This is a genomic window from Aminobacter aminovorans (assembly GCF_900445235.1).
In the GTDB taxonomy this organism is placed as follows: domain Bacteria; phylum Pseudomonadota; class Alphaproteobacteria; order Rhizobiales; family Rhizobiaceae; genus Aminobacter; species Aminobacter aminovorans.
Window position 1 is genome coordinate 1,344,448 of record NZ_UFSM01000001.1, and the last position, 12,334, is coordinate 1,356,781.

General features: G+C 62.1%; 17 protein-coding genes. 6 read left to right on the forward strand and 11 right to left on the reverse strand.

The window, feature by feature from the left end; all coding sequences use genetic code 11:
* Nucleotides 1–267 precede the first annotated feature (267 nt).
* Nucleotides 268–1,575, forward strand: a complete 1,308-nt coding sequence (locus DY201_RS06590; RefSeq protein WP_115730506.1) for a protein kinase domain-containing protein — start codon at nt 268–270, stop codon at nt 1,573–1,575.
* A 161-nt stretch (nt 1,576–1,736) separates the two neighbouring features.
* Nucleotides 1,737–2,216 (forward strand): VOC family protein, encoded by a 480-nt coding sequence (locus tag DY201_RS06595; protein ID WP_115730507.1) that lies wholly within the window; start codon nt 1,737–1,739, stop codon nt 2,214–2,216.
* Between the two features lie 50 nt (nt 2,217–2,266).
* Here the strand turns inward: DY201_RS06595 and DY201_RS06600 are convergent, their stop codons facing one another.
* From DY201_RS06600 to DY201_RS06630, 7 genes are all read right to left on the reverse strand, one after another.
* Complete coding sequence (locus DY201_RS06600; RefSeq protein WP_165915916.1) at nt 2,267–2,716, reverse strand: GNAT family N-acetyltransferase; 450 nt, start codon at nt 2,714–2,716, stop codon at nt 2,267–2,269.
* Nucleotides 2,717–2,805: 89 nt separating this feature from the next.
* Entirely contained in the window at nt 2,806–3,207 is a 402-nt protein-coding gene (locus DY201_RS06605; RefSeq protein WP_115730509.1) for a barstar family protein, read from the reverse strand.
* Between the two features lie 74 nt (nt 3,208–3,281).
* The gene (locus DY201_RS06610) at nt 3,282–3,698 is read right to left on the reverse strand and encodes a DUF1801 domain-containing protein (RefSeq protein WP_115730510.1); all 417 of its coding nucleotides are present in this window, start codon (nt 3,696–3,698) and stop codon (nt 3,282–3,284) included.
* Nucleotides 3,698–3,922 (reverse strand): hypothetical protein, encoded by a 225-nt coding sequence (locus tag DY201_RS06615; protein ID WP_165915915.1) that lies wholly within the window; start codon nt 3,920–3,922, stop codon nt 3,698–3,700. The genes DY201_RS06610 and DY201_RS06615 overlap by 1 nt, the downstream gene beginning before the upstream one ends.
* 35 nt (nt 3,923–3,957) lie before the next feature.
* Nucleotides 3,958–4,368 carry an SRPBCC family protein gene (locus DY201_RS06620; RefSeq protein WP_115730511.1) on the reverse strand — a complete coding sequence of 137 codons (411 nt, stop codon included), beginning with the start codon at nt 4,366–4,368 and terminating at the stop codon, nt 3,958–3,960.
* The gene (locus DY201_RS06625) at nt 4,365–4,688 is read right to left on the reverse strand and encodes an ArsR/SmtB family transcription factor (RefSeq protein WP_115730512.1); all 324 of its coding nucleotides are present in this window, start codon (nt 4,686–4,688) and stop codon (nt 4,365–4,367) included. The genes DY201_RS06620 and DY201_RS06625 overlap by 4 nt, the downstream gene beginning before the upstream one ends.
* Before the next feature lie 53 nt (nt 4,689–4,741).
* Nucleotides 4,742–4,942 (reverse strand): hypothetical protein, encoded by a 201-nt coding sequence (locus DY201_RS06630; RefSeq protein ID WP_115730513.1) that lies wholly within the window; start codon nt 4,940–4,942, stop codon nt 4,742–4,744.
* Nucleotides 4,943–5,032: 90 nt separating this feature from the next.
* Between DY201_RS06630 and ybaK the strand changes: the two genes are divergently transcribed.
* A complete protein-coding gene (gene ybaK, locus DY201_RS06635) occupies nt 5,033–5,506 on the forward strand; it encodes a Cys-tRNA(Pro) deacylase (protein WP_115730514.1) in 474 nt (157 codons plus the stop codon).
* Between the two features lie 265 nt (nt 5,507–5,771).
* On the opposite strand, the gene DY201_RS06640 is transcribed toward ybaK, so the two are convergent.
* Both DY201_RS06640 and DY201_RS06645 read right to left on the reverse strand, forming a co-directional pair.
* A complete protein-coding gene (locus DY201_RS06640) occupies nt 5,772–7,424 on the reverse strand; it encodes an alpha/beta hydrolase (RefSeq protein WP_115730515.1) in 1,653 nt (550 codons plus the stop codon).
* A 293-nt stretch (nt 7,425–7,717) separates the two neighbouring features.
* The gene (locus DY201_RS06645) at nt 7,718–9,628 is read right to left on the reverse strand and encodes a propionyl-CoA synthetase (RefSeq protein ID WP_115730516.1); all 1,911 of its coding nucleotides are present in this window, start codon (nt 9,626–9,628) and stop codon (nt 7,718–7,720) included.
* Between the two features lie 210 nt (nt 9,629–9,838).
* Here DY201_RS06645 and DY201_RS28945 point away from each other — a divergent pair, with 210 nt between their 5' ends.
* Complete coding sequence (locus tag DY201_RS28945) at nt 9,839–10,015, forward strand: hypothetical protein (protein ID WP_165915896.1); 177 nt, start codon at nt 9,839–9,841, stop codon at nt 10,013–10,015.
* A gap of 8 nt (nt 10,016–10,023) precedes the next feature.
* On the opposite strand, the gene DY201_RS06650 is transcribed toward DY201_RS28945, so the two are convergent.
* Nucleotides 10,024–10,773 (reverse strand): sulfite exporter TauE/SafE family protein, encoded by a 750-nt coding sequence (locus DY201_RS06650; protein WP_115730517.1) that lies wholly within the window; start codon nt 10,771–10,773, stop codon nt 10,024–10,026.
* Nucleotides 10,774–11,118: 345 nt separating this feature from the next.
* Here DY201_RS06650 and DY201_RS06655 point away from each other — a divergent pair, with 345 nt between their 5' ends.
* Nucleotides 11,119–11,583: a hypothetical protein gene (locus tag DY201_RS06655; protein ID WP_115730518.1), complete on the forward strand. Its 465-nt coding sequence runs from the start codon at nt 11,119–11,121 to the stop codon at nt 11,581–11,583.
* Between the two features lie 25 nt (nt 11,584–11,608).
* A complete protein-coding gene (locus DY201_RS06660) occupies nt 11,609–11,812 on the forward strand; it encodes a hypothetical protein (RefSeq protein ID WP_165915895.1) in 204 nt (67 codons plus the stop codon).
* 17 nt (nt 11,813–11,829) lie between these two features.
* On the opposite strand, the gene DY201_RS06665 is transcribed toward DY201_RS06660, so the two are convergent.
* The gene (locus DY201_RS06665; RefSeq protein WP_115730519.1) at nt 11,830–12,303 is read right to left on the reverse strand and encodes a YciE/YciF ferroxidase family protein; all 474 of its coding nucleotides are present in this window, start codon (nt 12,301–12,303) and stop codon (nt 11,830–11,832) included.
* Between the last annotated feature and the right edge of the window lie 31 nt (nt 12,304–12,334).

Genomic DNA, 12,334 nt, shown 5'->3' on the forward strand with positions numbered 1-12,334 from the left:
GTATTTAGGCGTGTCGCCACGCGGCAGTCATGGTCTGCTCTACAAAGATTGACAATGATCACCATAGCCGGCTCAAAAAATTCTTGAGATGCTTACAGTCTATGAATCATCCTAGCTGTTTGTCGCCAATCAGTGGGTTTAAAATTCTGCTCTGCCGGACGAGTGGGCAAATGGGGTTGCGATCTACATGCTATGAACAACAGATTCATATGAGGTACTGATCATCGCGTACAGTCCAAGCATAAAGATCGTTGTTGGGAGAGGCGAATGAGTCTTGAAGACTGGATAGCCATTGAAGAGGGAAAGCGGGAGGGAGGACAAGGTACTGTTGCAAGGGTGCAGCATCGGGTCGATAGGCGTACTGGTGCGCTCAAGCGGCTGCACGAAACCAAACAGACTGAAAGGCGCTATCGGTTTCTTGCGGAAGTCGCCGGTCTTCGCGCGATGGATGCAAATGGCGTTCCCGCAGTGTTGGAGGCAAATGAGGGAGAGTGGGAAAACCCTGGTGCCACATTGTACCTTGTCATGGACTTCATAGACGGCCCAACAATGCAGGAGTTGGTTCAAAAATCACCACCAACTCTAGATCAAGCACTAGCAGCCACTCTGCGGGTCCTTGAAATATTGGAGACCGGTCATCAACTCCCACTTCTTCACCGCGACTTAAAGCCTGACAATGTGATAATGCGACATGCCAAATGGGACGCCCCTTTTTTGGTAGATTTCGGCATTGCGTGGTATCGTGAAAATCCTGACATAGATTTCAAAACACCTGATGGCAGCGAGCTTGGAAATCGGTTCTTAAGACTTCCGGAATTTGCCCCTGGCGGGGAGCATCATGACTTGCGATCTGACGTCGCAATGGCTGCTGGCTTGCTGTTTTTCATGTTGTCTGGTCGGGCACCGCGCACGCTTGTCAACGCCGATGGCCGTCATCCTCACGAAGTCACACCTTCCCCAATACGACCTTCAGTATTGGAAGACTCACGATGGCCTAAGATAGACCTACTGCTACGGATTGCTTTTCAACAGCGAACGGAGTCCCGCTTCCAAAGTGCTCACGAATTTTCTGCTCGTTTGATTCAGCTGGATGGAGACAATAGCTTGTCACATGACGATCTCGATGCGGAAATCGCTCAATTCAATGAAATGATTGGCTCGGCTGTTGCAAGGGAGCGAGCCGATGCTGCCCAAGCCATGGAGCAGGCTAGCCAAGCTCTTTACGGCGAATTGAATCGCATCTGGACCGATGTTGGCTTGCAGCAGGGGGGGCAGCACCCGACGTTCAAGTCTGGCGGCGCAACAAACGAATTCTACTGTGTGGTTTCCAGAAAAGGGCAGGCCGACCCCGTAGTAATTTTTCGACACAAGATCGAGTTGGTCGATGGCCGCCTGCGCGCAAGTTGGTCTCTTGAAGAGGCCGCGCCAAGCTTGGAATTCGATGGTTCAACGGCCGATGGCGAAAGCCTACATGAAGTGCTGCTGGCGTCTGCGCGCAGGTTGGCGGGCCTAGTGATAGGAGAGCTTACTCGCAAATTGGCACCGCCACGGGATCTAAAGCCCTTTTTCAGCTGACTTAGCGGAAGGGAAGTCATGGTTCTTTTGTCATGGGCCACATTTCAATCAGCAACTGCCAGTTGCGCAACTGCTGCGGACTAGACAATGGCCGTCGCGCCTCTATGTCGGAAGGGCGGGCGGCTGAATATCGAACTGGCTTCAAGCGAGAGGAGCGCACAATGCCGACTGCCAAGAACACGATCTGCCTGTGGTACGACAAGGATGCGGAGGCTGCGGCCCGCTTCTATGCCACGGTATTTCCCGACAGTGCGGTGCATGACGTGCATCGCGCTCCTGGCGACTATCCCTCAGGCAAGGAGGGCGATGTGCTGACGGTCGATTTCACTGTCGCAGGCATTCCCTGCATTGGCCTCAATGGCGGGCCGGCCTTCAAGCATGACGAGGCATTCTCGTTCCAGATCGCCACCGACGACCAGGAGGAGACCGACCGCTACTGGAACGCCATTGTCGGCAATGGCGGGCAGGAAAGCGCCTGCGGCTGGTGCAAGGACAAGTGGGGCATCAATTGGCAGATCACGCCGCGCGTGCTGACCGAGGCCATGGCAGCCGGCGGTGGCGAAGCCAAGCGCGCGTTCGCCGCGATGATGGATATGCGGAAGATCGACGTCGCCAAGATCGAGGCGGCCCGGCGCGGCTGAGGTGCTGGCGGGTCCGCCGGCAGGGCATGCCTGCCGGCCCGATAGTCGATCTAGGGAAGGTCCTTTCGCAACCGGACGGCGGGTGCCAGAAGTGTCGCGACGATGCCGGCAAAGCGAAAGCCGGAGGCTTGGTAGAAAGGGCGAGCCCGTTCGCTGGCCACGACCTCTAGCGATCGTGCGCCGAGCGCTGCGGCGCGGCGTTCGGCTTCGGCAAGCAGCAGGCTGCCTATCCCCATTCGCCATGCTTCCGGCGCGACAAAGAGATCTTCCAGCTCGGCTTGAGCGGTGACGTCGCCGGGGAGGACCGTCACGAAGCCCACGATCTGCCCGGCGATCTCGGCGACCACGACATGCCGCACGTGCGCGGCCGGAACCTCTCTCGCCTCCGGCAGCGCCTGCAATGCCTCGACATGATCTCCCCAGGCCAGCGAAGACCGCAGCTTGAGGGCGCCGAGGGTTTCCCTCTCATCGGCGCGAGCCGCTCGAATGCCAACGGTCATTGCAATCTCCTTGTGAGCAGCTTCGCGACCAAGCGGCGTGCTCGTGGCCGCCTGCCGTCGCATCTCCTTGGCAGGCACGACTGATGCGATCAGTCGAGCATCAACCGGATGTCGTCTTCGGCCTCGTCGCCGCCGGGGCCGTGACTGCGAATGGTGCCGACGAGCCAGTCGAAAACCGTCGGACATATGCCGGCACGCGCATCGGCAAGCTGTTGCCTGACCTTGTCACGGTTATCGGGATGGCATTGCGCGAGGCGTAGTTCCAACTGCCTGGCTGTCTCCTGATATCCCAGCCTGGTCCTGGACTCCGCAGCGTTGGACCATGTCAGGGTGAAGCCCTCGGTTGTGCCGAAGCCACCCCTCAGAATGTCGTTGAACGCGTCGAGATTGCGGCCCCAGCGCTGGTTGGGGATCAGCACGCGGCTGATCTCGTCGTAGAAGGTTTCCAGCGAATGGATGCGCGTGCCGTCGATGGTGTAATTGCTCTTCACGCAAGCGGCCTTTCAACCTGCCCAGCCGTCCGATTGCTATCACACGGCGACCCTTGCGCAAGGCCCTGATGCCCTCACATTTTCTCGCCGGGCAGGGCGCTTGCCTGCCGGACCCAGTTGGAGAACTGCGCTTCGTCGAACGTGCGGCCTTCATGGATGTCGAGATAACGCACCTCGGCCTGCTTCGAGGTTCCGGGCGGCAGCGGCGTGAGCTGCGCACCCTTGAAGAACGCGACCTTGACGTATTTGGTCAGGCAGTGGAAGCCGAGGAACCAGAGGTCCTTTTCCATGCCGTAGAAGGGCGAATTCCACTTCACCGCCTTGACCACGCTGGGGACGGCCTCGGTGACGAGGGTGTCGATGCGGCGGCCGACGTCCTGTTTCCAGCCGGGCATGGCGTCGATATAGGATTGGACGATGGCGTCGCCATAGCCCTTGGCAATCTGCGGATTGCCGCCCGACAGCAGCTTGGGGCTTTCGTCCCTGGCCATCAGGCGCGGCGCTCGGTAGCCGGCAGGGCGTCCTGCCGGCTGCTGAAATAGGGCGCGAAGAACATGTAGATGCCGGTCGGGATCAGCACGAAAAGCGGCGGCAGGGGCAGGTAGTAGTACCACTCGGGCAGGGTTGTGATGGCCATGCCGGCAAAGACCGATGCGACGATCAGGCTGAACAGGAGTGAGGTCCAGCGATGGATAAAGCGGATCACCTGGTTCATTGCAATATTCCCTGAAATCGATGGTGTCGCGGCGATCAGTCGAGCTTGGCGACGACGTTGCCCAATTGGTCGAAGAAGCGCGGCCAGCCTACCGACGCACCCTGGAAGTAGGCCTTCTGGGCAGTCGTGAAGCCGCGCTGCTCCATGCGCAGGCTTGTGCCTGACGCGGTGGGCGCGAGCGTCCAGCTGACGATGCTCTTGAGATCCTTAGTATCCCAACGATAGGACAAGGCGCGGTTTTCCTCGACCGTCTCGACCTCGCAATCGACCTGGCCCCAGTCGGCGGAGAGCGTGAAGCGGCGGCCGGCCATCGGGATGAAGTCGTTGTTCATCAGCCATTCGGCGATGAGATGCGGCTGAGTCAAAGCGCGCCAGAGCTTTTCGGGCGGATAGGGAAAATCGCGTTCGACCACGACCGAGCGCGTGGTTTCCATTGTTTCGGTCATTGGTCCATCCTCTTGAGTAAATTGTCGAGATCGTCGAAGCGGTCGTTCCAGAAACCGGACATCTCTGTCGTCCAGTCGATCAGCGTCCGCAACGCATCACGCTCGACGCTGTAATAGGTGTAGCGGCCCTGCTGCCGGTCGCGCACCAGGCCGGCCGTCTTCAGGATTTTCAGATGCTTGGAGACCACGGGTTGCGAGACGCCGGCCTCGCCCAGGAGACCGACGACCGTGGTGTCGCCATTGCGGCAGAGACGCTCGAACAGGCCGCGGCGTGTCGGATCGGAAAGCGCGCGAAAGATCGCATCCTGAGGCTCAGTCATAAGTCATACCCAAATGGCTATGCGATGACACATAGCTGGATGGGTATGGGTTGTCAATGAGGATGGCCAGCCGTTGTTACAGTCGTCAGCTGTATGTGGAGAACGCTTCGATGACGCGCCGTCATGGCGCGCTCGCAGTTGATGCGGGCCTGGCCTTGCTGGCGGCGGCCGAAGGCCGATCGCTCGGCGATCTTACGCTCGGGCTCGATCGGGGCGCTCTGCTTGAGCGATTTCTCGTACGGTATTCCAGCCATCTTCGATGGCGCCTCTTGGCCGGCGGGACATAGGATCCGCCTGTCTCAGCCGCCCTTGCGAAATGCTGGGGCGCTGTTGCACAACAGGGCATGTCGAAGACCACCCCCGCCACGCTCGCGCTGACCAAGTCGGGCATTCCGTTCGCACTCGCGACCTATGACTATGACGCCGGCGCGGAGCGGGTCGGGCTGCAGGCGGCGGAGGCGATGGGGGTTTCGCCCGGCATCGTGCTCAAGACCCTGATGGTCGAGGTCGACGGCAAGCCGGCCTGCGTGGTGGTGCCCTCCGACCAGGAGGTCAACATGAAGAAGGTGGCGGCGGTCTTCGGCGGCAAGGCAGCGCAGATGATGAAGCCTGACAATGCCGAGCGGCTGACCGGCTACAAGGTCGGCGGCATCTCGCCCTTCGGCCAGCGCAAGCAGGTGCCGACGGCGGTCGAAGAGATGGCGACGCTGGAGGACGAGGTCTTTCTCAATGGCGGCCAGAGAGGCCTGCAGATCCGCATGCGTCCCGACGACCTGCTGGAGGCGCTTGGCGCGAAGGCGGCCGACCTCATCCGCTGACGTTCTGGTGCAGTTGCTGCCTTCGCTCAAGGTGGGCAGGCCGCTGTCTCCCTGAAATCGCGTCGCCAGGAAGAAGCTTGCGACCGTCCCTCATGCCCTAGGCAGCGGCTTCGACAGGACCGTGGGGCAACTCCGCGATCCTTGCCTGGCAAGGCGGTTCCAACTGCGCCGGTCCGATTGCAGCCGTGCTGGTCCGACGCGGCCTCGGCTGTCCTGGTCCGTAAGTGCCGTGTTCGCCGTGGCCGGGACGGTTCAAAGAAACACGCTACTTCCGCTTGTCGATGAAATGCTGCTTCAGCCTGGCGACGTCGTTTGGCGACCACCCCTTGATATCGGCAACCTGCATCCAGGCGTCGATATAGTGCTCGGCGGCGTAGACGTGGCCGTAGCCCATCGGTGCGGTGGTGGCCATGGCGATATCGAGCGTCAGCTGCAGGAAGGTGACGACAGGATACCAGCGCAGTTCGGGCGAGACGTCGGGCCCGCGTGGCGTCTTCATCCAATCGGGCTCGCGGTAGAGCGCATGCGTTTCGTAGAAGGTGATCGGGTCCGAGGCGTATTGCAGGTAGACGAGGCGGAGCGGCCCCCACGCAGCGCCCGGAATGTCGAGCGCGTTCTTCTGTGCGGTGAAGCGGACATAGGAGCCGTCGCGGAACGCGGGCAGCCACTCCGGTGTGCCGGCATTGCGGTCGTCGGTGATCGAACGCCAGATGCGGCTGGCAAAGGGCGGGCCGCTGAGCAACGCGCCCTGATAGGGATCGCCGAGGACCTCGAACAGCTCATTGGACAGCTCTGTGCTGAGCGCGCCGAGGCTGAGGCCAAACAGATAAAGCTTTGGGCGTGTTTCCTTGGGCAAGGTGCGCCAGTAGCCGTAGATCTCGCTGAACAGGGCTCGCGACTGATCGGCGCCATAACCAGGCTCGACCAGCAGCGACAGCCAACTGGCGAGATAGGAATATTGGGCAGCGACGCTGGCGACATCGCCATTGTGCAGGAACTCGATCGGATCGATGGCCTGTTCGTCGACCCAGCCGGTGCCGGTGGGCGTGACGATGACCAGCGTCGAACGCTCGAAGCCGCCGGCGCGCTTCAGCTCCTCCAGTGCCAGCTTGGCGCGCTGCTGCGGCGTGTCGCCGGACTGCAGCCCGACATAGACGCGCACCGGCTCCCTGGTCGGTTTGCCGGTGAGCTTGCCGATGTCGGCGGCGGTCGGGCCGGAGGCGATGTAGGAGCGCCCCATGCGGCCGAGATCCTGCCAGCGCACCAGCGATGCGGCGCTGCCGGTCCTGGCAGGCTCGGAGGGCTGGCGGGTTTCTGCCGGCATCAGTTCGTCGAGGCGCTGGAACGAGCTGTCCATCACGCGCAGGCCGTAGCGGAAAATGATGCCGTCTGCGGCCGACCAGAACAGCAGCACGGCGATGGTGGTGCCGATGACGTAGGACACGCGCGTCGGCACGAAGCGGCGTAGCCGCTCGGAGACGAAGACCAGCGTACGCTTGAACAGGCGGCTGAACGCCACGAGCACGACGAAGGTGACCAGCGCGATGGCGCCGACCTCAAGCGGATGGGCGGTGTCGACCGGGTCGAGCTTCATCAGGCTGCGGATCGAATTCTGCCACTCGGAAGCGCGCCACAGGAACACCAGGCCGACGATGCCGCAGACGACGGCGGCGACCAGCTTGCCGACAAGCAGCGTGCGCGCCTTGAGCTCGGGCAGTTCGAGATAGTGCCACAGCCAGTGCAGGAAGAAGCCGCAACCATAGCCCACGGCGGCGGAAAAGCCCGAGAGCACACCTTGGGTCAGGTAGTTGCGCGGGATCAGCGTTGGCGTCAGCGATGCCGCGAAGAAAAGCGTGCCGAGAAGCAGGCCAGTGGTCGAGAACGAATACCAGTAGCGGACAGCCCAGTTGCGCAGCATGTCGGTTTCCCCAATCCTATCGGCCAACTTGCCGCGTGCCCGGCGCGCAGACAATGGCACAGCGTCCAAATCAGTGGGGAAAGACAAAGCTCAGTGGGGAAAGACAAAGCCGTTCAACTGGCTCATGGCGTGCCGACTGCCGCGCCAGACGCCTTGGTGGTTCGACAGGCTCACCATGGGGCTGGCGGGACGTGTTCACGACCACCAGGACTGAAGGGTCATGCCGCAACATTCCGCAATTTGGCGTACCGCAATCCTCATGGTGAGCCGAACCAGGTGCGACCGCGAGGGCGTCAGGCAACGCCAATGCCGCGCGCCTTAAGCGCTTCAGATATTTCGTCGAGGATGACGGGATCGTCGATTGTCGCCGGCATCTTCCACTCCTCGCGGTCGGCGATCTTCTGCATGGTGCCGCGCAGGATCTTTCCCGATCGTGTCTTGGGCAGGCGCTTGATGGTGACCACCATCTTGAATGCGGCAACCGGGCCGATGCGGTCGCGGACAAGGCCGACGACCTCTTTCTCGATCGCGCCGGTGTCGCGGTCGACGCCTGAGTTGAGCACGATGAAGCCGCAAGGGATCTGGCCTTTCATCGCATCGGCGATGCCGATGACGGCGCATTCGGCGACGTCGGGGTGCTCGGCAACGACCTCCTCCATGCCGCCCGTCGACAGGCGATGGCCGGCGACGTTGATGATGTCGTCGGTGCGGGCCATGATGAAGAGATAGCCCTCGTCGTCGATATAGCCGGCATCGGCAGTCTTGTAGTAGCCGGGGAATTCGGCGAGGTAGGCGTTGAAGAAGCGCTCGTCGGCGTGCCACAGCGTCGGCAGGCAGCCGGGCGGCAGCGGCAGCTTGACCACGACATTGCCGAGCGTGCTACGCCCGACCTCATGGCCGGCATCGTCGAGCACGCGCACGTCGTAGCCCGGCATCGGCACGCAGGGCGAGCCGTATTTGACCGGCAACAGGCCAAGGCCGACAGGGTTCTGGCTGATCGGGTGGCCGGTTTCGGTCTGCCACCAATGGTCGATGACCGGGACCTTCAGCTTGTTCTCAGCCCATTTGATGGTTTCGGGGTCGGCACGCTCGCCAGCGAGGAACAGGGTGCGGAAACTCGAGAGGTCATATTGCGGCACGAAGAGGCCCTGAGGGTCCTCCTTCTTGATGGCGCGGAAGGCGGTGGGGGCGGTGAACAGCGCGACGACACCGTGTTCCGAAATGACACGCCAGAATGTGCCAGCATCGGGCGTGCCAACTGGCTTGCCCTCGAACAGGATGGTGGTGGCGCCGTGTAGCAGCGGGCCATAAACGATGTAGGAGTGTCCGACGACCCAGCCGACATCGGACGCTGCCCAGAATACCTCGCCCGGCTTGACGCCGAATTCGTTTTCCATCGACCATTTGAGCGCGACCATGTGGCCGCCATTGTCGCGCACAACGCCCTTGGGCTGGCCTGTCGTGCCCGAGGTGTAGAGCACATAGAGAGGATCGGTGGCGGCGACGGAGACGCATTCGACCGTCCGTCCGGCGGCCTTGGCGGCGCCGACAGTCTCGGCATAATCGAGGTCACGGCCGGCGACGAGATCGCAGGTCAGCTGCGGCCGCTGCAGGACGATGCAGCGTTCCGGCTTATGGCTGGCGAGCTCGATGGCGCCGTCGAGCAGTGGCTTGTAGGCGACGACGCGGCCGGGCTCGATGCCGCAGGAGGCCGAGATGATCAGCCTGGGCGTGGCATCGTCGATGCGGGTGGCAAGCTCCTTAGCGGCAAAGCCGCCGAACACCACCGAATGAATGGCGCCGAGGCGCGCACAAGCGAGCATGGCGAAGGCCGCTTCGGCGACCATCGGCATATAGATGATGACGCGGTCGCCCTTTTGCACGCCCTGGTCCTGGAGTACGCTGGCGAGCGCATTCACTTCGGCGAGCAGCCCGGCATAGGTGAATTTCTGCTGCGTGCCGGTGATCGGGCTGTCGTGGATGAGGGCTACCTGTTCGGCGCGACCGCCCAGCACATGGCGGTCGAGCGCGTTGTAGCAGGTGTTGCATTCAGCCCCTGCGAACCACCGGCCATAGACGCCGGCTTCGGCGTCGAAGACCGTGTCCCAGGGCTTGAACCAGTCGATCGCCCGTGCCGCCTCGGCCCAGAATCGCTCGGGATCGCTGACCCAACCGTCATAGACCTCGTGATAGCGAGATGGCATGGCGTTTCCTTCCCAGGACAGTGGCCCTTGAGGCCGTCATTGTTGCTCAGCTTGTAGCCGCTGGGCCGCCGGGGCGTCCATTTGACCTTGGTTTAAGAGACTGTCCGCAAATGCCGTTTTCGACGCGTTTCGCTGCACTGCCGCTTTTCTCAAATCGTAGTGCTGCATACCCACTGTAGCAGATCGGGCCATGGGCTTTGACAGGGGCGCGTGAAGTTGATCAAAGGCAGCATGTCGAAGGCGCTGTCGCTCATCATCCTCGCCATCATGGCGATCCAGCTGATCAAGCCGCTTGGCCTGCCGGGGCTCAGGCAACGCCGCGATTTCTGGAAACTGGCGGTGCTGGCGCTGGCGGCGATTTCGGTGACGGCGCTGCTGGGGCACTAGAGGATGTTCTAGAAGGCGGGGGCGAGACCCTGCCAAGAGATATGTGTGCCGAGCAGTGCCAGGCCGGTAAAGAACCAGCGCCTGAAGGTTTCCGCTTCGATGCGGCCGCGCAGCCAGCCGCCCAGCCACATGCCGGCCAGCGCCGGAACGATAGCGAAGGCCGAGATGCCGAGCTGATGCAGCGGGACCGCGCCGTTGGCCCACAGCCCGATGCCGAGTGCGACCGTCGAGACGGTGAAGGACAGGCCCAGCGCCTGGACGAGATCGTCGCGGCCAAAGCCCAGTCCGCCGAGATAAGGCACCGCCGGAATGACGAAGACACCGGTGGCGCCGGTCATGATGCCGGTGAGCGCGCCGACGACCGGGCCGGCCCAGGGCTCGGCTGCCGACGGCACCGACATTCTGAGCCTGAGCAGGCCGAGCGCGGCATAGACGAGCAGCACCACGCCGAGCCCCGCGGTGACGATTGATGTGTAGCTGCTGGTGATCAGGCCGGTGGAGGCGAGCGTGGCGGCAAACACGGCAAGCATCGTCGGCCACAGGCGCCGCACGAGGGCTGTGACGTCGGGACCGGCCAGCAGCTGCCAGATGTTGGTGACGAAGGAGGGCAGCAGCAGGATGGCGGCTGCCTCCGCCGGCAGCATGACGAGACCGAGCAGCCCCATGGCGACCGTCGGCAGGCCGAGCCCGACCGCACCCTTGACCAACCCGGCAAGGACGAAGACGGCGGCGATGACGATGACGAGCAGTTCCGACATGGCGGCGAAGATGCAACGCGAGCTGCCGCGCAGGCAAGTGCCATGCGATGGGGGGTCCGCCAGGGCAAAACCCCATCCCAACCCTGGCGGACCTTACCTGACCACAGAGGTCAGGCTCCGGCCATCGCCGGCAAGGACTACCAAGCACGATGCGTGCCAGCGATTTCTGTGCCGGGATGGGACAGGTTGCGAAACCCTGCCGCTGGCGCGACTTGCCGCCGCCATGGGCATTTTGATTGTCTTAGCGGTCCTGCCGGAATGCTCTGGCCGAATTGAGCTATATTCCTGTAGGAAACGGCAGCCGCGTCTTTTGGCATTTTGATACGTCCAGGATCGGGAGTGGGGATGAGTTCCCAGGGTGTTGCCAAAGTCCCGTTCGGGCCGACGACGGCTGCCGCTATCGTTCTTTCGCTGATGATCTGCACGCTTGTCGCTTACTTCGTGATCGCTGCCTTGACCGTAGCTGTCGGGTGGCTGCCTGACGACCTGATCGCAGGCACGTTCCGGCAGTCGCGCTATGTCAAGATATTTGCCGCGATGATCGGAGCTGCCGCGGGCGGGTTTGCAGGCGTCTGGGTGGCGCGGGTGGTCTGCGACTTCGCCTTCGCTGCCTACCTGCCGCGCGCGGTGTTTTATGCCCTGACCGTGCTGGCTGCGGCAGGGCTCGCCAAATTGTGGCAGGCGGGATCGCTGGCGGAAAGTGCCGTGGTGCTGGCGCAGGTGGCCGCGACACTTGTTGCTGCCTTCATCTGGTTCTGGCCGGAACGCTCGCCTGTTGCCATCGGCAAGGGGATCGTCGGTCCCGACTGATCGATGGCACGGCCTGTGCAAGGCTGTGCCATCGTCGATTGAGCTGCTGGACTTGCCGGCTGCCGGCAGCTACCTGTTCGTGATGAAGCAGAACAACCTCTACCTCATCATCGGCGCCCTGGTTGCGGCCGTCATCGCTCTCGGCATCTATGTCTATCGCGAAGAGTCAAAGCCCAAGGGCGTCGAATTGCGCATCGACGAAACCGGCATTTCGGTCCAGGAGAAGTAACCAACGCGTGTCGCTGGCTACTTCTTGTTGACACCAGCCACTGCGAGGTTGGTCAGCTTGCTGTTGGCTGCCTTTTCCTCGTCCAGGATTTCGCTCAGGAGCTTATGCGCTTCGTCGTGGCCGAGAACCTTGGCCCATTCCCGTAGAGAGCCATAACGGGCGATCTCGTAATGCTCGACGGCCTGGGCCGCCGCCAGCAGGCCGGCGTTCAGGGCCGTTCCCGAGGTCTCTTCGATCAGGCCGGCGCTTTCTTTCAGAAGACCCTCGATGGCGTCACACTTTTCGCCTTCGGGCTTGAGGCCCACCGACGAAAACACCTTCTTCAGGATCTGAACGTGACCCCTGGTCTCCTCCAGATGGTCGTCGAACGCCTGCTTGAGCTTGCTGTCGGTCACCGCCTTGGACACGCTGGGCAGTGCCTTGGCGATGGCATTTTCGGCGTAATAGATGTCGTGCAGCGTGTGTTCGAACAATTCGGCAAGGGTCTTCATCATGTCTTTCCTCTGGGTTTCAGTGGGAGAG

Excerpts from the sequence above, each read along its gene's own strand:
- DY201_RS06620 (WP_115730511.1), bottom strand. The coding sequence starts at position 4,368 with ATGACCGAAACAATGGAAACCACGCGCTCGGTCGTGGTCGAACGCGAT.
- DY201_RS06645 (WP_115730516.1), bottom strand. The coding sequence starts at position 9,628 with ATGCCATCTCGCTATCACGAGGTCTATGACGGTTGGGTCAGCGATCCC.
- DY201_RS06630 (WP_115730513.1), bottom strand. The coding sequence starts at position 4,942 with ATGGCTGGAATACCGTACGAGAAATCGCTCAAGCAGAGCGCCCCGATC.
- DY201_RS06590 (WP_115730506.1), top strand. The coding sequence starts at position 268 with ATGAGTCTTGAAGACTGGATAGCCATTGAAGAGGGAAAGCGGGAGGGA.
- DY201_RS06610 (WP_115730510.1), bottom strand. The coding sequence starts at position 3,698 with ATGGCCAGGGACGAAAGCCCCAAGCTGCTGTCGGGCGGCAATCCGCAG.
- DY201_RS06595 (WP_115730507.1), top strand. The coding sequence starts at position 1,737 with ATGCCGACTGCCAAGAACACGATCTGCCTGTGGTACGACAAGGATGCG.
- DY201_RS06650 (WP_115730517.1), bottom strand. The coding sequence starts at position 10,773 with ATGTCGGAACTGCTCGTCATCGTCATCGCCGCCGTCTTCGTCCTTGCC.
- DY201_RS06625 (WP_115730512.1), bottom strand. The coding sequence starts at position 4,688 with ATGACTGAGCCTCAGGATGCGATCTTTCGCGCGCTTTCCGATCCGACA.
- DY201_RS06615 (WP_165915915.1), bottom strand. The coding sequence starts at position 3,922 with ATGAACCAGGTGATCCGCTTTATCCATCGCTGGACCTCACTCCTGTTC.
- DY201_RS06600 (WP_165915916.1), bottom strand. The coding sequence starts at position 2,716 with ATGACCGTTGGCATTCGAGCGGCTCGCGCCGATGAGAGGGAAACCCTC.
- DY201_RS06640 (WP_115730515.1), bottom strand. The coding sequence starts at position 7,424 with ATGCTGCGCAACTGGGCTGTCCGCTACTGGTATTCGTTCTCGACCACT.
- ybaK (WP_115730514.1), top strand. The coding sequence starts at position 5,033 with ATGTCGAAGACCACCCCCGCCACGCTCGCGCTGACCAAGTCGGGCATT.
- DY201_RS06665 (WP_115730519.1), bottom strand. The coding sequence starts at position 12,303 with ATGAAGACCCTTGCCGAATTGTTCGAACACACGCTGCACGACATCTAT.
- DY201_RS06655 (WP_115730518.1), top strand. The coding sequence starts at position 11,119 with ATGAGTTCCCAGGGTGTTGCCAAAGTCCCGTTCGGGCCGACGACGGCT.